The 19178-nt window shown below is 51.4% G+C and carries 21 protein-coding genes and 2 tRNA genes; 15 read left to right on the top strand and 8 right to left on the bottom strand.

Going from position 1 to position 19178, the window contains the following annotated elements:
- Window positions 1-5 precede the first annotated feature (5 nt).
- Together ACPXSQ_RS00115 and ACPXSQ_RS00110 are read left to right on the top strand one after the other, a co-directional pair.
- Complete coding sequence (locus ACPXSQ_RS00115; protein ID WP_426142426.1) at window positions 6-821, top strand: ABC transporter substrate-binding protein; 816 nt, start codon at window positions 6-8, stop codon at window positions 819-821.
- A 43-nt stretch (window positions 822-864) separates the two neighbouring features.
- Window positions 865-1596 (top strand): class II aldolase and adducin N-terminal domain-containing protein, encoded by a 732-nt coding sequence (locus ACPXSQ_RS00110; protein ID WP_014592986.1) that lies wholly within the window; start codon window positions 865-867, stop codon window positions 1594-1596.
- 94 nt (window positions 1597-1690) lie between these two features.
- Here ACPXSQ_RS00110 and puuE read toward each other — a convergent pair whose 3' ends face one another.
- The 3 genes from puuE to ACPXSQ_RS00095 are packed head-to-tail and all read right to left on the bottom strand — an operon-like array spanning window position 1691 to window position 4135.
- Complete coding sequence (gene puuE / locus ACPXSQ_RS00105; RefSeq protein ID WP_014606528.1) at window positions 1691-2650, bottom strand: allantoinase PuuE; 960 nt, start codon at window positions 2648-2650, stop codon at window positions 1691-1693.
- 34 nt (window positions 2651-2684) lie between these two features.
- Window positions 2685-3416: an allantoin racemase gene (gene hpxA, locus ACPXSQ_RS00100; protein ID WP_042676937.1), complete on the bottom strand. Its 732-nt coding sequence runs from the start codon at window positions 3414-3416 to the stop codon at window positions 2685-2687.
- Window positions 3413-4135, bottom strand: a complete 723-nt coding sequence (locus ACPXSQ_RS00095) for a GntR family transcriptional regulator (RefSeq protein WP_014592984.1) — start codon at window positions 4133-4135, stop codon at window positions 3413-3415. Before ACPXSQ_RS00095 ends, hpxA begins: the two co-directional genes overlap by 4 nt.
- A gap of 142 nt (window positions 4136-4277) precedes the next feature.
- On the opposite strand from ACPXSQ_RS00095, the gene ACPXSQ_RS00090 reads away from it, so the two are divergent.
- The 9 genes from ACPXSQ_RS00090 (at window position 4278) to ACPXSQ_RS00050 (ending at window position 11970) form a co-directional block, all read left to right on the top strand.
- The gene (locus tag ACPXSQ_RS00090) at window positions 4278-5777 is read left to right on the top strand and encodes an NCS1 family nucleobase:cation symporter-1 (protein ID WP_015700909.1); all 1500 of its coding nucleotides are present in this window, start codon (window positions 4278-4280) and stop codon (window positions 5775-5777) included.
- Window positions 5778-6275: 498 nt separating this feature from the next.
- On the top strand, window positions 6276-6824 hold the full coding sequence (gene srlA / locus ACPXSQ_RS00085; RefSeq protein WP_426142422.1) for a PTS glucitol/sorbitol transporter subunit IIC: 549 nt from the start codon (window positions 6276-6278) through the stop codon (window positions 6822-6824).
- 17 nt (window positions 6825-6841) lie between these two features.
- Entirely contained in the window at window positions 6842-7858 is a 1017-nt protein-coding gene (gene srlE, locus ACPXSQ_RS00080) for a PTS glucitol/sorbitol transporter subunit IIB (RefSeq protein ID WP_015700910.1), read from the top strand.
- A gap of 23 nt (window positions 7859-7881) precedes the next feature.
- Entirely contained in the window at window positions 7882-8241 is a 360-nt protein-coding gene (locus ACPXSQ_RS00075; protein ID WP_426142420.1) for a PTS glucitol/sorbitol transporter subunit IIA, read from the top strand.
- Between the two features lie 9 nt (window positions 8242-8250).
- On the top strand, window positions 8251-9030 hold the full coding sequence (gene srlD / locus ACPXSQ_RS00070) for a sorbitol-6-phosphate dehydrogenase (RefSeq protein ID WP_014606534.1): 780 nt from the start codon (window positions 8251-8253) through the stop codon (window positions 9028-9030).
- Between the two features lie 54 nt (window positions 9031-9084).
- Window positions 9085-9450 (top strand): transcriptional regulator GutM, encoded by a 366-nt coding sequence (locus ACPXSQ_RS00065; RefSeq protein ID WP_105078655.1) that lies wholly within the window; start codon window positions 9085-9087, stop codon window positions 9448-9450.
- A gap of 79 nt (window positions 9451-9529) precedes the next feature.
- Entirely contained in the window at window positions 9530-10306 is a 777-nt protein-coding gene (gene srlR, locus ACPXSQ_RS00060) for a glucitol operon DNA-binding transcriptional repressor SrlR (protein ID WP_014606536.1), read from the top strand.
- Window positions 10296-11255: a KpsF/GutQ family sugar-phosphate isomerase gene (locus ACPXSQ_RS00055; RefSeq protein WP_128392308.1), complete on the top strand. Its 960-nt coding sequence runs from the start codon at window positions 10296-10298 to the stop codon at window positions 11253-11255. The genes srlR and ACPXSQ_RS00055 overlap by 11 nt, the downstream gene beginning before the upstream one ends.
- Before the next feature lie 46 nt (window positions 11256-11301).
- Window positions 11302-11970, top strand: coding sequence for a transaldolase family protein (locus tag ACPXSQ_RS00050; protein WP_013024723.1), 669 nt, complete (start codon window positions 11302-11304; stop codon window positions 11968-11970).
- Between the two features lie 153 nt (window positions 11971-12123).
- Here the strand turns inward: ACPXSQ_RS00050 and ACPXSQ_RS00045 are convergent.
- Both ACPXSQ_RS00045 and dnaQ read right to left on the bottom strand, forming a co-directional pair.
- Window positions 12124-12200: transfer RNA gene (locus ACPXSQ_RS00045), tRNA-Asp, on the bottom strand.
- Window positions 12201-12334: 134 nt separating this feature from the next.
- Window positions 12335-13066 (bottom strand): DNA polymerase III subunit epsilon, encoded by a 732-nt coding sequence (dnaQ, locus tag ACPXSQ_RS00040; RefSeq protein ID WP_014606539.1) that lies wholly within the window; start codon window positions 13064-13066, stop codon window positions 12335-12337.
- A gap of 53 nt (window positions 13067-13119) precedes the next feature.
- Here dnaQ and rnhA point away from each other — a divergent pair, with 53 nt between their 5' ends.
- Window positions 13120-13587, top strand: a complete 468-nt coding sequence (rnhA, locus tag ACPXSQ_RS00035) for a ribonuclease HI (protein ID WP_014606540.1) — start codon at window positions 13120-13122, stop codon at window positions 13585-13587.
- Here rnhA and ACPXSQ_RS00030 read toward each other — a convergent pair.
- A complete protein-coding gene (locus tag ACPXSQ_RS00030; RefSeq protein ID WP_013024720.1) occupies window positions 13572-14306 on the bottom strand; it encodes a class I SAM-dependent methyltransferase in 735 nt (244 codons plus the stop codon). The genes rnhA and ACPXSQ_RS00030 overlap by 16 nt on opposite strands.
- A gap of 42 nt (window positions 14307-14348) precedes the next feature.
- Here ACPXSQ_RS00030 and gloB point away from each other — a divergent pair, with 42 nt between their 5' ends.
- Together gloB and mltD are read left to right on the top strand one after the other, a co-directional pair.
- Complete coding sequence (gloB, locus tag ACPXSQ_RS00025; protein ID WP_014606541.1) at window positions 14349-15104, top strand: hydroxyacylglutathione hydrolase; 756 nt, start codon at window positions 14349-14351, stop codon at window positions 15102-15104.
- 71 nt (window positions 15105-15175) lie between these two features.
- Window positions 15176-16552 (top strand): murein transglycosylase D, encoded by a 1377-nt coding sequence (gene mltD, locus ACPXSQ_RS00020; RefSeq protein WP_013024718.1) that lies wholly within the window; start codon window positions 15176-15178, stop codon window positions 16550-16552.
- A gap of 117 nt (window positions 16553-16669) precedes the next feature.
- Here mltD and ACPXSQ_RS00015 read toward each other — a convergent pair whose 3' ends face one another.
- A complete protein-coding gene (locus ACPXSQ_RS00015) occupies window positions 16670-17461 on the bottom strand; it encodes an endonuclease/exonuclease/phosphatase family protein (RefSeq protein ID WP_014606543.1) in 792 nt (263 codons plus the stop codon).
- Window positions 17462-17745: 284 nt separating this feature from the next.
- Between ACPXSQ_RS00015 and yafC the strand changes: the two genes are divergently transcribed.
- Window positions 17746-18684, top strand: a complete 939-nt coding sequence (gene yafC / locus ACPXSQ_RS00010) for a DNA-binding transcriptional regulator YafC (RefSeq protein ID WP_014592977.1) — start codon at window positions 17746-17748, stop codon at window positions 18682-18684.
- 114 nt (window positions 18685-18798) lie between these two features.
- On the opposite strand, the gene ACPXSQ_RS00005 is transcribed toward yafC, so the two are convergent.
- Window positions 18799-18875, bottom strand: a tRNA-Asp gene (locus ACPXSQ_RS00005).
- Window positions 18876-19178 lie beyond the last annotated feature (303 nt).

The following is a 19178-nucleotide window of genomic DNA, read 5'->3' as shown; positions in this document are numbered from 1 at the left end:
TAATAATGATGAAAACATGTGTATTAAGTCTGCTTGCCGCAGGCGCTATCCTGGCGTCATTTAACGCCTCAGCCTTTTTACAACCAGGTAAAATCATCGCCGGATCGGATATGACCTTCTTTCCTTATGAATACATGAAGGATAATAAACCCGCTGGCTTTGACATCGAGTTTCTTGATGGCCTGGCAAAAGTGATGGGCCGTCAGGCCGTGAATATTGATACCCGTTTTCCTAACCTGATCACCGGTTTACAGAGTAACCGGTTCGATATCACTAACTCGTCGATGTATATCACCGCCGATCGCATGAAAGTGATCGACATGATTCCCTACCTGAAAAGCGGCGAGGCTATCCTGTCGCTGAAGGGAAGTGATTATCAACCCAAGACGCCTGAAGAATTCTGCGGCCATAAAATTGGATCGATGGGCGCCACCTCCTGGCTACAGCAGTTGCATAAACTGTCTGACGATTACTGTGTGAAAAACGGTAAGCCCCCTATCGCGATCAGCGAATATGCGACCGATCCTCAGACTACTCAGGCGATGCTTTCCCATGCGGTGGAAGCGCAGATCACCGATGCCGCGGTGGCGCGTGGCGTTGTCCAGAAGCTGGGCGACCGCATCCAGATATCTTCCACGACGCTCATCTATCCCGTATTAAACGGTTTCGGCGTGAAGAAGGACAATACGGAGGTGAAACAGGCCCTGGTTGCGGCGCTGGAAGCCTACAGTAAAACGCCAGAGTATGCCGCACTGCTCAAAAAATACCATTTTGAAGCGCCGACGGCGGACGATCTCAAGACCTTGATGCCTAAGCCTTAATCTCAAACGCGTGCCGGGCACGCGTTCATTTTCAGGAGGTAATATGGCGCTTTCTTTCGAAGAACAAACGCGTATCGATCTGGCGGCAGCCTTCCGCATTATTGCCCACCTGGGCATGCATGAGGCGGTAGCGAATCATTTCAGTGCCGCTGTCTCACCGGATGGTAAGCAGTTTCTGATGAACCCAAAGTGGAAACACTTTTCACGCCTTCGCGCCAGCGATTTACTGCTGCTCAATGCTGAGGATGCATCCTGTGCAGAGTGGGATGATGTTGATGCCACCGCCTGGTCCATTCATGGGCAAATTCATCAGCGGCTGCCAGAAACCCGGGTCGTGATGCATCTGCATCCGGTTTACACCACCAGCGTTGCCTGCCTGGCGCAGCCGCACATTCCGCCTGTCGATCAAAACAGCGCGCGCTACTTCAACCGCATCGCGGTAGATACGTTATACGGTGGCATGGCCGATACGAAAGAGGAAGGCGCACGTCTGGCCAGCCTGCTGACCGATAAGCGTCGTCTGTTAATGGGCAATCACGGCGTCATGGTTACCGCCCAGACCATTGGCGAGGCCTTTGATGACATCTGGACGCTGGAGCGCGCCTGCCAGATTTTGGTTACCGCCTGGTCTACCGGGCAACCCTTGAAAGTTCTGAGCGATGAGGTCGCGGAAAAAACGGCCCGCGACTGGGAAGGTATTCCCGACTTCTCTCTGCGGCATTTCGAGGAGATGAAGCAGTTGATGATTGAGGCCGATCCCGCCCTGTGCGACTGAGCGCTTCCACGCACGGCTGTCACGCAGGTGACAGCAACAAAGACAGCACGTGGCGACAGCCTTTTGCCGCCACGCGCTTGCCGCCCGGAAGCGATTACGCTTCTGAAGCGGGATGCGTTTTTATCCAGTGCTCGGCAATCTGCTGCCGGGTACAGATCCACACATCCTTATGCTGCTGAATGTGGTCAAGGAAGTTTTGTAGCGCGCGGAATTTTCCTGGGCGCCCTAACAGGCGGCAGTGCATCCCCACCGACATCATTTTGGGCGCGGTCTCGCCCTCTTCATACAGCACGTCGAACGTATCGCGCAAATACGTGAAGAACTGCTCTGCGGTGTTAAAGCCCTGGGGCGATGCAAAGCGCATATCGTTACATTCGAGCGTATAGGGAATGATCAGATGCGGTTTTACCGTACCATCCTGACAGGTAACCTGCGTCCAAAAGGGCAGATCGTCGCCATAATAGTCGCTGTCGTAACTGAATCCGCCCTGTTCGACCACCAGACGACGCGTATTCGGGCTGTCGCGTCCGGTGTACCAGCCCGTCGGCGCCTGACCAAACAGATCCGTTAACACATCCACCGCCTGCTGCATGTGCTGACGCTCGGTTTTAGCATCGATGCCCTGATAGTGGATCCAGCGCCAGCCGTGACTGACCACGTCGTACTTTGCCTGTTTAATGGCGTCTACGATTTCAGGATGACGCGCCAGGGCCATCGCCACACCGAACACGGTGAGGGGCAATCCCCGTTTCTGAAACTCGTTATGAATGCGCCAGAAACCGGCTCGGGAACCGTATTCATACAGCGATTCCATCGACATGTGACGATCGGGATAGCTGGCGGCACCAATGATGTCAGACAGGAACTGCTCTGAACCCGTGTCGCCATGTAATACGCTGTTCTCGGCCCCCTCCTCGTAGTTGAGCACAAACTGCACCGCCACCCGCGCTTTTTTGGGCCACGCCGCATGAGGAGGATTCGCGCCGTAACCGATTAGATCGCGCGGGTAATTTTTATTGAAGCTGTAGGTTTTCTTATCCTGGCTTTCAGTCATAACTTGCATCCTGTCGGTGAACGGGAACATCTGCTTAGTTTAGGTGCTGAAAGGCACCCGAGAGGGGTTTATGTAAAGGATAAGCCAAATCGCCCTGTTTGCTGGTGCCAAATCCCAGCGCCACCAGCGATTCCACCATTTTTACCGCCGCACTGACGCCATCAATCACCGGCATCTCCAGCTCCTGTGTGAGCGACGCCGCCAACGTTGCCATGCCGCCGCAGCCTAAAACAATCGCCCCACAGCCATCTTCCCGTTTTGCCTGGATACAGCGCTGGCGCACTTTCTCCTGTGCCAGCCCGCTGCCATCCTCCAGCGCCAGCACGGGTAAATCGATAGCATGTAAGGCCGCACAATGGTGGGTAAAGCCATACTGCTGAAGTAAATGTCGTGCGATGACCAGCGTGCGCGGCAACGTGGTGACGATCGAGAAACGCGTTGCCACCAGCGTGGCCGTATGCATGGCCGCTTCTGCGATGCCGATGACCGGACCGCTGGCCAGTTCACGTGCCGCCAGCAGTCCCGGATCGCCAAAACAGGCAATCACGTGGCCACTGACGCCCTTTGCTCTGCCAAGTTTCACCTGCTCCAGTACGCCTATCGCCGCAATCGCCTCATCGAAATGCCCTTCAATGGAGGGCACGCCCTGCGAAGGGCACACGGCGAGGATGTCCGTACCCGGCGCGGCAACGGCGCGGGCTGCCCGACCGATGGTTTCCGTCATCGCCTGGCTGGTATTAGGATTAATAACCTGAATCAGGCTCATGATACGGCTCCTTTGTGACCCGAAAATAGTCGGGTGAAATCGGGCAAGGTTTCGCCGCCGCGTTCGAAATGCAGGCTGGAAACAATGTGTTCAAAGTGGTGCTGCAGTGAGTCAGTGAGCGGCACCAAGGCCTTTTCACGTAGCAGCTGTAACAAACGATCGTGATCATCACAGCGACAACCGCGTTGCCACGGCGCGCCCCACGCGGCAATCACCAGAGACGATCGCTGCGCCAGGCGCGTAACAAGATCGGTTAACACCTGATTGCCGGAAATCGCCTGCAGCTGAATATGAAATGCCGCCGAGAGACGAATCGCCGCAGGGCCATCGTGATGTTCGATGGCCGCCTTTTCCTGGGCGACCAGCGCAGCCAGCCCGGCAAGGTGAGGCGGCTGCATATGTTCCAGCACAGCGGGAAGGTTGGCGCACTCGAGTAAACTGCGGGTACGAAAAATATCACGGGCTTCATCAACGCCGGGCGTAGCAACATGTGCACCACGTTTGGGCGTAAGCGTAACCATTTGCACCGCAGCAAGGCGCTGCAACACTTTACGGATGCCCGTGCGGCTGACGCCAAAGACCTCTGAAAGCGCCTCTTCCGGCAATTTGCTGCCGGGCGGCAGTTGGTGTTCAACAATGGCGTTCATTAACGCCTGATAGATAGGTTCATCTTTATCATGCAGATCGGCCGCCGTTCTCTGGCCCTTTTCACTCTTCATTACCTGCTCCGGTAAACAGCGTTGCGTCACTTATCGTATACGTTAAAAATAAATTTTGTATACAAAAAACAAATTTGGCCTGGATCCTGCAAAGTCATTTCACAAGGTTATTTTATTCATGTCTTTGAGAGGAGCAGGTTTCATGCCAAATCATTCAACGGTGAGTAGCACATCGGCCTCTGAAGCCGGGAAAGCATACAGTCCAAAGCTATGTAATGAAGACCTGGCGCCTACGCGCCATCAAAACTGGTCCTGGTACAACATCTTTTCTTTCTGGATGTCGGACGTACACAGCATGGGCGGCTATGTGGTAGCGGCGAGCTTCTTCACGTTGGGCCTGGCGAGCTGGCAGGTGCTGCTCTGCCTGTTGGCGGGGATCTGCATTGTTCAGCTCTGCGCCAACCTGGTCGCTAAACCGAGCCAGATGGCCGGTGTGCCTTATGCGGTTATTTGTCGCCAGGCATTCGGTGTTTTCGGGGCTAATATTCCGGCGGTGATCCGCGGCCTGATTGCATTTGCCTGGTACGGTATTCAGACCTGGCTGGCGGCAAACGCGCTGATGCTGGTGCTGCTGAAGTTTTACCCATCGCTTGAAAGCCTGACCCACAGCCACTGGCTTGGTTTATCGCAGCTGGGCTGGTACTGCTTTGGCGTGATGTGGGTTCTGCAGGCAATGGTGTTCTGGCATGGCATGAGTGCGATTAAGCGCTTTATCGATATCGCAGGCCCCGCAGTGTATGTGGTGATGCTGGCACTGGCGGGCTGGATTGTATACAAAACCGGTTTCGACGGTATTTCCTTTACGCTGGCCAGCAAGTCGCTGTCGGCAGGTGAACAAACCTGGCAGATGATTACGGCAACGGCATTAGTGGTGTCTTACTTCTCAGGCCCGCTGCTGAACTTTGGTGACTTTTCCCGCTATGGCAAAAGCATGGGCGAGATCCGCCGGGGTAACCGCTGGGGACTGCCGTTCAACTTTCTGCTGTTCTCCATCGTGACCGTTGTCATTGTGTCGGGCACTCAATCCCTGTTTGGCAAAATGATTACCGATCCTATTGAAACCGTCAGCATGGTCGGCAGCGATTTAGCCGTGGCGATTGGCTTACTGACCATGATCACCGCAACGATCGGTATCAACATCGTGGCGAACTTTGTCTCGCCTGCTTTCGATTTTTCAAACTGTTCGCCGCAGAAAATCAGTTTCCGCACCGGTGGCATGATTGCGGCAGTCGGATCGGTCCTGCTCACACCGTGGAATCTGTTTCAGTCTCCTGAACTGATTCACTACACGCTCGACGTACTGGGTTCGTTTATCGGCCCGCTGTTTGGCATTCTGTTAGCCGATTTTTATCTGATTAAGGGCGGCCGTATTTCAGTAGACGATCTGTTTGATGCCACACCGCAGGGGCGCTACTGGTATCGCGGTGGATTTAACCCGAAGGCCATTATCGCTTTGCTGCCCTCAGTCGCTATCTGTCTGGTGATCAGTTTTATCCCTTCCCTGCATCAGGTGGCAAACTTTAGCTGGTTTATCGGCGTCGCGCTGGCGGCAAGCTGCTACTGGTTAGTGGCGCGAGAAAAGCAGACCGAGCAGAAAGACCTCACTATGCCTTCCGGCACGGTGGTCATGCAGAAGGAATAACGCCCTGTTCAGACGCAGCATGACTGTACAATAACCACATAAACGACTCTGACTGGAGTCGTTTTTTTTTATAGCCGAACACCGGATCGCCTTGATGGCGAATACTGCTGACTGTTTGGCGCGCGCCCTGACCGCCCCAGATAATGTTCGTGGGTGAATACGCGCTCATCCTGTTTGCCCTCCTCTCCCTTTCGTGCAAAAGCGCCGTGTACCCGTTACCCCCTGTCTTGACCTGCTAGAAATTTGCAGTGACAAGGCATTTAAAATCAGCGAGATAAGTCATTAAACCCTCTGCGTATCCCGGCGTCGCGGTAACGAAAGAACGCGGGATTCCCGCACCCGATAAAATTCATTTCAAAATAAAAAAGATTCAAAATGAAAGTTAAATGATTTATTTGTGATCTATATAAAATATTTATGCCTTTTAAACGACTATATTTTCTGCGTGTTAAGACCTAACCAACGTGAAAATCCGGGCAACCTTAAAAGGAGCGGCACATGATTGATGCAATCACCTTTGGTGCGGAATGGTTTATTGGACTGTTTCAGAAAGGAGGTGAAGTTTTTGTCGGCATGGTGACAGGAATTTTACCTTTGTTAATTAGTTTATTAGTCGTAATGAACGCGTTAATACGATTCGTAGGGCAACATCGAATTGAACGACTGGCACAGAAATGTGCGGGCAATCCTGTAACACGCTATTTGCTTTTACCGCTTATTGGCACCTTTGTTTTTTGTAACCCGATGACACTCAGCCTGGGGCGATTTATGCCCGAGAAATATAAGCCAGGATATTACGCGGCCTCGTCATACAGTTGCCATTCAATGAATGGGTTATTTCCGCACGTGAATCCGGGTGAACTCTTCGTTTATTTAGGGGTTGCCAGTGGCCTGACAACCCTGGGCTTACCCCTGGGCTCTCTTGCTGTCAGCTATTTTCTGGTTGGGCTTTTTACTAACTTTTTTCGCGGCTGGATTACCGATCTCACCACCAGCCTGTTTGAAAAAAAGATGGGCATCAAACTCGATAAAAACGTTCAGCTCTAATAAAGGCGGAAAATAAAATGACGACACAAATCCGTATCGAAAAAGGAAGCAGCGGTTGGGGCGGCCCTTTACAACTTGATATAACACCCGGGAAAAAAATTGTTTACATCACCGCCGGCGCCCGACCGTCAATCGTGGACAGGATCAGTGAAATCACCCATTGGGAAGCCGTAGATGGTTTCAAACAAGGGGAACCGCCAGCCGATGAAATTGGTCTGGCCATCATCGATTGTGGTGGCACGCTGCGTTGTGGTCTTTATCCCAAACGCGGTATCCCCACCGTGAATATCCATGCGACAGGAAAGTCCGGACCGCTGGCACAATATATCCTGGAAGACATTTATGTCTCTGGCGTTAAGCCTGAGAATATCAGCATCGTCAATCGCGAGGATCACGGCAGTAAAGACGTCATTCACACCCATGACGAAAAACGTGCTGCCCCCGCGCCCCGTGGCGCTGGCGCGGGGAAAGATTATGACTCGAGTAAAAAAATCACCGAGCAAAGCGACGGTTTACTGGCAAAAATTGGCACAGGAATGGGGACCGTCGTTGCCGAATTTTTCCAGGCCGGGCGGGATACCATTGATACCGTACTCAAGACCATCCTCCCTTTTATGGCATTCGTGGCGGCCATCATTGGCATCATCATGGCCTCAGGTTTGGGCGACATGATTGCCCACGGGCTGACGCCACTCGCCACCAATCCTCTTGGCTTAATCACGCTGGCCTTAATCTGTTCCTTTCCGCTCCTGTCGCCGTTCTTGGGGCCGGGCGCCGTGATAGCCCAGGTTATTGGTGTACTGATCGGCGTTCAAATCGGACTGGGTCATATTCCGCCCCATCTTGCCCTGCCAGCCCTGTTTGCCATCAATGCACAAGCCGCTGCAGATTTTATTCCTGTGGGTTTATCGCTGGCGGAGGCGAAACAGGACACCGTGCGCGTGGGGGTTCCTTCCGTTCTGGTCGGCCGCTTCCTGACCGGTGCCCCTACCGTGCTGATTGCCTGGGCAGTCTCTGCCTTTATTTATCACTAAACGCCCCCTTCTGGAGAAAAGTCATGACGCACTTTGAAACCGAAATAATCAAAGTGGGCATAAACGCCCACGATGCGCTGCTTGAAAACATGATGATTTTATTTCGGGAAGGCGCACCCGCCGATATTCAGGATTATTGCTTTATCCACCAGCATGGCACGCTGACGGGGCATCCTGTCACGGGTTCAACCCTGCAGCTGGGAGAACGGTGTTATGTCGTGACGGCCATCGGTGAGGTCGCGATCGAAAACTTGCGCGAACTGGGCCATATCACCGTTGTTTTCGACGGGCAGCCAACCGCGCAACTGCCTGGTTCACTCCATGTTAGTGGAAAAGCGCCCGACAGAATTACGACTGAAACATCCGTAAAACTCTTTGCATAGGAGCGAGTTATGTCTGAAGTTGCTGTGGTTATCGGTGGTGGGCAAACGCTGGGGGCATTTCTGGCAAAAGGGCTGGCCGAAGCAGGTTACCGCGTTGCCGTCGCGGATTTGAAAGGGGAAAACGCCCGAAAGGTCGCCTCAGAAATTAACGCCGAATATGGCGCCGATCGGGCCGTGGGTTTTGAAGTTGATGCAACAGATGAGGCGAGTGTTATTGCGCTTGCTGGCAATATCGATAAGGTCTTTAAACAGGTCAATGTGATGATTTACAGTGCCGGCATGGCAAAAGCGTCCTTTGTCACTGATTTCGCCTTAAAAGATTTTGAAATATCTTTGCAGGTCAATCTGGTTGGGTATTTTCTCTGTGCACGTGAATTTTCCCGACTGATGATTCGCGATAATATTCCGGGCCGCATTATTCAGATCAATTCGAAGTCGGGCAAAACAGGCAGTAAACATAATTCGGGCTACAGCGCGGCTAAATTTGGCGGCGTGGGATTAACACAGTCACTGGCCCTCGATTTAGCGGATTATGGCATCAGAGTACATTCGCTGATGCTGGGTAATTTGCTCAAATCGCCGATGTTTCAGTCTCTGCTTCCTCAGTATGCAAAAAAACTGGGCATCTCGCCCGAGGAAGTTGAAGCCAGCTATATTGCAAAAGTGCCACTCAAGCGCGGTTGTGAATACCAGGATGTGCTGAACGTCTTGTTGTTTTATGCAAGTGACAAGGCCTCATATTGCACCGGGCAGTCTATCAATATCACGGGTGGCCAGGTGATGTTCTGATTGCCCCCTTCAATATCGCTGGCCTGGTATGTTGGCCTTGCTCAGGAGACGAAGATGAGTAGCGGGATAATTGCTGTAGCACTGTTGGCATGGCTGGCCCATTCGTTGTTTGGCTGGTGTCAGTTACGACGCTTTAACCATATGCTGGAGGGGTTATTTCAGCAAGGTCGGGTTGGCATCGGGCGATCGGCTTCAAACCGCTTCAACGTTAAACCCCGCGTAATTATCGCAGTCGCGGTCAATCCCGAAGGACGAATCCTGGCGGCTGTCATTATGAAAGGCTTCACCGTTTTTGCGCGTCCACATGCTTTGCCTTTGTTAACCGACTGTTATCTTGATGATATCGATGCGAAAAAAATTTTTCCCGAACGTGAAACGTGTCAAAAAGCCTTACTTTCCGCCATATCAATGAAAGAGTGATGTGTTAAATTGAAAGCAGGATGAAAATTTTAGCGCTGCTTTAATTTTGACAAAACCCCTTTCAGATAAGGCGTTACTGATGAAACCGCAACAAAGACAGGAAGCTATCCTTGCCTATCTCCAAAAAAATGGCAAAACCACCATTGGCGATCTGATCGACTATTTCAAAGCAACAGGCACGACGATTCGCAAAGATCTAACCGAAATGGAAAAGCGCAGCGAGGTGATTCGTATTCACGGTGGCGTCATTCTGAGCCATGAAGAAGGCGATCAACCTATCGACCATAAAACGCATATCAACAGTGACAGAAAAAGGCACATTGCTGAATCGGCCATACAGCTGGTTAACGATGGTGATTCGCTAATCCTGGATACCGGCAGCACCGTGCTTCAAATGGTCAGGCATCTCAAACCCTTCAATAACATTACCGTCATGACAAACAGCCTGCACATTGTGAATGCGTTAATGGAATTAGATGGCGATCAGACCATTTTAATGCCCGGCGGAACGTTACGAAAAAAGTCCGCCTCATTTCATGGCGGACTTGCCGAGTCAGCCTTCCGCTCTTTTAACTTCGATAAGTTATTTATTGGCGCCGATGGTATTGATTTGGATATGGGGATCACCACCTTTAACGAAGTTCATGCCGTCAGCACGTCGATGTGCGCGGCGGCTGACAGGATTATTGTTCTTGCTGATTCATCCAAGTTTGGTCGTAAAAGCCCAAATGTGGTGTGTAGTCTGGATAAGGTGGATACCATTATCACGGATGCCGGTATTACGCCTCATTACCTTCAGCGACTCGTGGACAAAAAAATCAACGTCATTGTCGCAGGAGGGGAGGATGAAGAATAATGAGGTGCTGCTCGAGTATGCCAGAGAGGCGCTGTCGCTTGAAATTGCCGAGGCTCAGAATCTGTTTCACAGCTTAGATGACGCGTTTATCAATGCGTGTGAATTAATTCTGCAATGTCAGGGCAAAACGATTGTTTCTGGCATCGGTAAATCTGGCCATATTGGAAAAAAAATCGCCGCTTCGCTGGCCAGTACCGGCACTCCCGCTTTTTTTGTGCATCCTGCTGAAGCCTTGCATGGCGATCTGGGCATGATCACTTCGCAGGACGTGTTTATTTTTATCTCGAATTCCGGCAGCGCGGCTGAATTACAGATTATTGTTCCTGCCCTTAAGGCGCTCAACGTTCCCATTATTGCGATCACTAATGTCGCCCACTCCTTTCTGGCCCAGCAGGCCAACCACGTACTGCATCTTGCTGTTAATCGGGAAGCCTGCCCGATGGGGCTTGCGCCCACGTCGAGCGCCGTGAATACCCTGTTATTGGGTGACGCTTTGGCAATGGCGCTGATGCGTTCACGTAATTTTAATGAGGAGCAATTTGCCCGCTCCCATCCCGGAGGCAGCCTGGGCGCTGGCCTGCTTAATTCGGTTGCGCAATCTATGCGAAAAGGCGAACGCATTCCTCGCGTAAATAAAAACGCCTCCGTGTTAGATGCCATGGAAGAACTGACCCGTACCGGTATGGGGATTGTGATTGCCTGTGATGACGACAACGCTATCGAGGGTATTTTTACTGACGGCGATCTGCGCCGCGCGCTGTTAGCTGGTAAAAAGCTGGACGATCGGCTTGATCCTCTCCTGACGCGTCCCGGCTACAAACTGGCCGAACACCTTAGCGTTGCGGCCGCTACGCAGAAATTATATGACCGACGCATTAGCGCGGCGCCAGTCGTCAATCAACAGGGTCAGTTAGTTGGAGCCATCAATCTCTATGATTTGCATAAATAACATTTATTTAGCCCGTTTTTAATCTATCAGCCACCTGGGAGGGAATATGGAATTGTATATCGATAGTGCAGATACGTTAGCTATTCACGATCTGGTCAACGTTTTACCCGTTAATGGCGTGACCACCAACCCTTCGCTCGTCGCCAAATCTGGCGTCGAACTGACGAAGTTAATCAGCGAGCTACGCACGATTTTAGGGAACGAGAAGCTTATCTTTGCTCAGGTTCTGGCAAAGGATACACCAACGATTATTCGCGAGGCGCAGTACCTCCATGAGCTGTGCGCCAATATGGTCGTGAAAATCCCCGTCGACCGGGCCGGACTCGCCGCGATTACCCAGTTGAAACAACGTAACATTCCTACTTTAGGCACGGCGATTTACTCTACCTCACAGGCGATGTTGGCGGCCTTTGCTGGCGCTGATTATATTGCGCCCTATTTCAACCGTATGGAAAATAATAATATCAATGCAAAGCAGGCCGTTTCAGATATGCAGCAATTTATTCAACTGCATAAGATGGAGTGCAAGATATTAGCAGCCAGCTTTAAAAACACGACGCAGGTAGCGGACTGCCTGCTCTCTGGCGCGGCGGCTGTCACCTTACCTGTCGATGTGATGTGCGAAATGTTTAACTCCCCTCTGGCAAAACATGCCATTGATGATTTCAGTCATGACTGGAATCGGGCGTTTAACCGTTTGCAGTTAATGATTTAGTGGTGCGAAGGTGTTAATCGTGCTGGCGTGAGACAACGTTTTTATTTGGCAGCATTAATACTTTGGTTGCCTGAATGAAAGGAAATTGTTTCGGAGTTTTCGACGCTAAAAAAGCAAAAACGCCATGCTGATAACCAGCATGGCGTCGAAATTTGGCGGAACGGACGGGGCTCGAACCCGCGACCCCCTGCGTGACAGGCAGGTATTCTAACCAACTGAACTACCGCTCCGCGCTTTGTTCCCCGTCGGGAACGAGGCGCATATTAATCACAACAAGAGTACGCGTCAACGCTTTTCCCCGTGCAACATTCTGTTTGCTGCTATTTTCGCCCCAATGTTGATTTTACACACAAATCTTTGCGACTCAGGCGCGCCACAGACAGCTGCCGCCCTTCTTCATAATGAGATCTAACCGGGACTCATGCTGGTTAACTTCCTCATCGCTGGCGGTAACCACACGCAATCCCGAGCTGGGGCGAGCAATACGCTGAATACCTTCGCTCTGCTGCTGACGTGCTCGTTCCTCTTCCGATGAGAACGACAGCGAAGTTTGCCCGCCGGTCATCGTTAAGAAAACTTCGGCCAGTATCTCGGCATCCAGCAGTGCGCCGTGCAACGTACGCTTGCTGTTATCTATTTCGTAACGTGAGCACAGCGCATCAAGGCTGTTGCGCTTGCCGGGAAACATGCGGCGCGCCATTGCCAGGCTGTCGGTAATCTTGCAGAAGGTTTCGGTTTTCTCAATACCGCGCTGCAGTTTACCGAATTCGTAATCCATAAAGCCGATATCAAACGACGCGTTATGAATCACCAACTCCGCACCGCGGATGTAATCGAGAAACTCATCGGCAATATCGCTGAAGGTCGGCTTATCCAGCAGGAATTCATCGGCGATACCGTGAACGCCAAACGCTTCAGGATCCACCAGCCTGTCGGGCTTGAGATACATATGGAAGTTATTGCCCGTCAGGCGGCGGTTAATGACTTCGACGGCACCAATCTCAATGATGCGGTGACCTTCATAATGTACCCCGATCATATTCATACCGGTGGTTTCAGTATCGAGAACAATTTGACGGTTATTTGCAGTGCTCATAGGCCTCGTTTTATGTCAGACTTGGCGTTTTGTCAGAAGGAAGTCTACCAGAGATGCGTAAACAGGTAGAGATTTTCACCGATGGATCTTGTCTCGGCAACCCGGGCCCCGGTGGTTATGGCGCAATTTTGCGTTACGGGCAGCATGAAAAAACCTTCAGTGCGGGTTATCGCCTGACGACCAATAATCGCATGGAGTTAATGGCGGCCATCGTGTCACTGGAAGCCCTGACGCAACCCTGCGATGTGGTGTTAAGTACCGACAGTCAGTATGTGCGCCAGGGTATTACACAATGGATACACAACTGGAAAAAGCGTGGCTGGAAAACGGCTGAGAAGAAGCCGGTTAAGAACGTCGATTTGTGGCAACGGCTGGATACCGCGCTCAGCACACACCAGATTCAGTGGGAATGGGTTAAAGGTCATGCCGGCCATCCCGAAAACGAACGTTGTGATGAACTGGCGCGCAGCGCAGCGAACAACCCGGCCTTTGATGATATTGGCTATCAGCCAGAATCCTGATCTTTGACGTGTCGGAACTGGCGCGTCGCGTTGACCGTCTGGGGCAATTGTCTTTTGCTCAGGCTCATCCGCGCCTTGGTGGGCGTAAGGGGAAAACTTCGTTTACGCGCCACAACAATGTTCAGGCAACCTAACGCGGGAAGATGGGCGCTGATCATTTTCCCCCCCTGCCGATGCCAGGGCAGCACCTGGAAACGCGTGCGGTAAACCACTTCGTAATTCAGTAAGCCCAGCCAGTCCAGTAATCGCATCTGACTAAACATCCGGCTGCTCCAGGGCGCTTTACGCTGGATGCCCGGCACCATCTTACTGATACCCAGCAGACTGAACGGATTAAAGCCACTGATGATCATCCAGCCGTCATCGATCAGAACGCGATCAACCTCGCGCAATATCCGGTGCGGATCCTGACTCCAGGATAACGTGTGGGCCAGTAAACAGGCATCAACAGACTTCGATTCAAACGGCAGCTGTGCCGGATTTGCCAGCACCTGTAGCTGTTCCCCTTCAGTGCCTACACTGACCTGATGTGAGATAGCACAATTTTCTGTATTGATTTCTGCGCTGAGGTTGCCAAGCTTAAGCATATGAAAGCCGTACAGCTTTCCCAGGTAAGGCTGAAGCTGCTGTGTAAGCGCATCGCGGAAATAGACGCCCCAGGGCATATCGTGCCATGAGCGTGGCGCGTTCAGGATTTGGCGTGTTTTAGCGGGCTTCATGCTTTACCATTTTCCTTTTTATACGGCCAGCGAGAGGTATCTATGAATCTTACCAGTATTCCTGCATTACAAGATAACTACATCTGGACGTTAACAGATGACAACGGAAAATGCCTGATTGTCGATCCCGGTGAAGCTCAGCCGGTACTGGAGAAGATCAAAGCTAACGGCTGGCAGCCTGAAGCGATTTTGTTAACCCATCATCATAATGACCACACAGGCGGTGTTAAAACCCTATGCGAACATTTTCCTGACATTGCCGTTTATGGTCCGCAAGAAACAGCGGACAAAGGTGCAACCATTCGGGTCAGCGAAGGGGATAAATTCAACGTTCTGGGTCTGTCTTTCGAGGTTATCGCTACGCCAGGACACACTTTAGGACATATCTCATATTACAGTTCGCCTTATCTTTTCTGCGGTGACACTCTGTTTTCGGGCGGCTGCGGTAGATTATTTGAAGGTACGCCAGAGCAAATGTTTGAATCTTTTCAGAAGCTTAACCAACTCCCAGAGGATACCCTGGTGTGCTGTGCACATGAATACACTTTATCCAATCTGAAGTTTGCTGCTGCAATTTTACCCCACGATCCTCAAATAACGGCTGAATACCATAAAATTAAGGACTTACGGGCCGAAAATCGCATTACTTTACCTACAAAACTGGCTCACGAGCGTGTGATAAATTTATTTCTCAGAACGCAAGATCCTGATTTACAACATGCTTTGAGCGTTGATTCAGAGGTAGAGCCTGTATGGAAGACATTTGCCGTTCTACGCGAGAAGAAAGACCGTTTTTGATTTTTCAGGTTGTGTTGTGAAGGACCGTCACGTATAGTTGCTCGTCTTTTAAGCGAACTATTGACACACACATGAAGGCTAAAGCGATATTACTCGCCTCGGTCTTGCTGGTAGGATGTCAGGCATCACGGAATGACGCCAATATCCCCGAACAGCATGCACAGAGTCTGTCTTCAGCTGGTCAAAGTGAAAATGGAAAGTACGGTGATCGACTTTTATCGCCGCGATGGCAGGAAGATGGAACTGGCCTCGCAGAAGATAGTGATCTCTGGAGTTTCATTAGTGACGAGTTGAAGATGGGGATTCCGGAAAACCCCCGGATCCGCGAACAGAAATTAAAGTTTTTAAAAAATAAGAGCTATCTCCACGATGTAACATTACGGGCAGAGCCGTACATGTACTGGATAGTCGAGCAGATTAAGAAACGTAAGATGCCGATGGAACTAGTACTGCTACCCATAGTGGAGAGCGCTTTTGATCCTCACGCAACGTCATCTGCAAATGCCGCTGGCATCTGGCAGATTGTTGGCAGTACGGGTCGAAACTATGGTTTAAAACAAAACCGTTACTACGATGGTCGTCGCGATGTTGTCGCTTCAACCAAAGTAGCGCTGGATATGATGCAGCGTCTAAATACCATGTTCGGTGGTGACTGGCTTCTGACAGTTGCGGCCTACAACAGTGGCGAAGGACGTGTGCTCAAAGCGATTAAGCAGAACAAGGCACGCGGTAAGCCTACCGACTTCTGGCATCTTTCGCTTCCACGTGAAACGACGGTTTATGTTCCAAAAATGTTGGCCTTGAGCGAGTTGCTTAAGAACAACAAGCGTTACGGTATCAAACTGCCGACACCTAACGAAAACCGTGCACTGGCACGTGTTGAAGTGGGTCAGCAGATAAAACTGACGCAAGCCGCTGAAATGGCCGGTATGTCGCTCACAAAGTTAAAGAGCTTTAATACCGGGTATAAAGGCGGTGCGACAGCACCTAATGGGCCACACTACATTATGGTGCCGAAAGCTAACGTCGCACAGTTGCGGGATTCACTGGCTTCCGGTGATATCTCTGCAGTGCAGCCCACCCAACTGGCGAAGGCCAGTAATGATGGTGGCTACAAAGTGCGAAGCGGCGATACCCTGTCGGGCATTGCCAATAAGTTAGGCGTCAGCGTTGCAACACTGAAGCAGCAAAATAACCTGCGCAGTGCCAGCATTCGTCCGGGTCAGATACTGACTGTCGGATCGAGCGGCACGAGCCTGGCGGATAATGGCAACAGCATCACCTATCGTGTTCGTAAGGGTGATTCTCTTGACAGTATCGCCCGTCGTCACGGCGTGAATATTAAAGACGTGATGCGCTGGAACAGTGTTGTGAGTAATGCAAAAGATATTCAGCCTGGCGATGAGCTAACGTTGTTTGTTAAGAATAACGCAACGCCAGATACCTGATACGTTGAAAAGGCTGACAAATGTCAGCCTTTTTTCTTATTCGATTCTTCTGCACTTTGCATGATCTCCCGGCGTTTCGCCCTCTCCTCCTGACAGAACGTCTCTCCGCGATTCTCCTCACCGACTGGCGTTAAATTCGACCAGTAAGGGATTATGATCGGATGCGCGCGTCACCAGCACTGACGCCTCACTAACGTGCATGTCGCGATAGAAGACGAAATCTAACGGCCGGCCAAAGGCTTTACGTCGATGATCCGCGGTGAACATCACCTCTTCCAATTGCATCTGATGAGCAAACCGGTAAAGCGCGTTAATCCGTTGACGACTCCACGCATTGAAATCGCCAGCCATGATAACCGGACCACGGTGGTGAACGATCTGTTCGCCAATAGGCCCAAGTTGTTTACTGTAGACATCCACGCCCAGACTAAAGTTTACGGCATGAATGTTGACTACCATAAGCGTTTCACCCGTGGGTAACGGATAGGCCGTGACTAAAGCCGATTTAGAGAGCCTCAGAAGCGGCTCTCGCTCGCGCAAAGGGCAACAGTAGACTGGGTGAGCGGAAGCCAGTGTCATCACGCCAGAGGGATGCTGAGGCAACACGAATGCCGGAACCTGATCGGCCGCCAGATAGTTGCTGGTCGCAAACCGGATAAGCTCTGGCGTGGTTTGCGCTTCCTGGAGCAGAACCAGATGCGCATCTTTACCAAAGCCTTCCAGTACGGACATCCAGTCGGCACGCTGCTGTTTAAAGATATTCCATACCAGCACTTTAAGATTGGGGTGAGCGGGGAGCGGCGCGCCGGGAGGCAGCGCCTGGCCGAGATGAAACATTGCACCCGGGGGAAAGATCCTCTCCGCTGGCTGTCCGGCTACATATCTCATCGCGTAGGTTTTTTTGCGCACTTTCCCGCCTGGCTAATCGTTCAAAAAGTCGTATGACTTATCTGTTATAGGGATTTTAGTACGCGGTTTCAATGGATGCTGCCGATTGTTCCAAACCCACTCTGTTTATTTTAATCATAACGGGCTGTATTGATACGCTGTCTTGTGGGCCGGTCTGCTCAAGCGCGGCATAATTTATCATCTGTCTTATCGGGAAAAAGCCTTTCGCGCCAAGGGGCCAGGTCAGTGCTGTGCTTTAATAACAGTTCTATCGGCCTACAGGCTATTTGGCGTGAAGAGACACCATGAAGGCATCGTCTGAAGAACTGAAAGTATTTGTGAGCGTGGTTGAAAGTGGAAGCTTCAGCCGGGCTGCCGAGACGTTAGAGATGGCCAACTCTGCCGTAAGCCGTACGATTAAGAAGCTGGAAACTAAGCTGGGGCTGGCCTTACTTACGCGAACGACCCGCAATCTTGCATTAACGCAGGAAGGGGAACGTTATTTTCAGCAGGTCCAACATTTTCTTCAGGTGATGACCGCGGCGGAAAACGAGTTGATGGAAAGCCGTGATGTGCCCAAAGGGCTGTTGCGGATAGACGCAGCTACGCCAGTCATATTGCATCTCATCATGCCGATGATAAAGTCCTTTCGGGAACGCTATCCGGACATCGCGCTTTCGCTGATTTCTTCTGAAAACTTTATCAACCTGATTGAGCGAAAAGTCGATGTGGCAATTCGGGCAGGCAGCCTGACGGATTCTGGCCTCAGAGCGCGACTGCTTTTTATTAGCTATCGCCGTCTCATTGCCTCTCCCGACTATTTGAAAAAACACGGTATACCTTTGCGGGCGGCCGATCTGGATAATCATCAGTGTCTTGGTTTTATTGATGCACCGCGCCTTAATCGTTGGCCTGTGGCCTGTGAAGGCGGCGAACTTTATGGCATTCGTTCTGAGCTCGATTCAAATAGCGGAGAGACCATCAAGCAGCTTTGCCTGGAAGGGAATGGTATCGCCTGTCTGTCAGATTACATGGTGCATAAAGAAATTGAAGAAGGCAGCCTGGTGGAGATCATGGCCGATCAGCGTTTGCCGGTTGAGATGCCCTTTAACGCCGTGTATTACAGCGATCTCGGCGTAACCCAGCGCGTGCGTGCCTTTATTGATTTTCTCAGTGAGTGGGTGGTCAGACAGCCCTGGCATGTGCAAAACGATTTGCAGCAACACCTCTCTATAAAGCCCTGAAGGGCTGTGCTCGCTACAGCCTGTGAGACGTTGCCGTGTGGAGGAGTAATGGCAATTATTTTGGCTCAGAAATGGAAAAAGCCCTGACCGTTAAGTCAGGGCTTTCCAATTAAGTGGCGGAACGGACGGGGCTCGAACCCGCGACCCCCTGCGTGACAGGCAGGTATTCTAACCAACTGAACTACCGCTCCACCGATTCTGTACTGACGTCAGAAAAACGTTCTGATATCAGGTATATCGCCCTTCCGCGTCACCGGTAAGGTCATGACCAGCGTACTGGTCTTAATTTGATGCCTGGCAGTTTATGAATCACGCTGTGATTCACCCTTCGGGCTGCTGCTTCGCAGCGTTCAAAAGCGTTTGCTTTTGTCCTACTCTCTGTCGAGTAGTGAACTGCCCGAGGTTACGTGCAGGTCCTTCAATTTGATGCCTGGCAGTTCCCTACTCTCGCATGGGGAGACCCCACACTACCATCGGCGCTACGGCGTTTCACT

It is taken from the genome of Pantoea sp. EEL5 (assembly GCF_049892805.1).
Classification (GTDB): domain Bacteria; phylum Pseudomonadota; class Gammaproteobacteria; order Enterobacterales; family Enterobacteriaceae; genus Pantoea; species Pantoea ananatis.
This window is presented reverse-complemented; position numbering and strand designations above follow the sequence as displayed.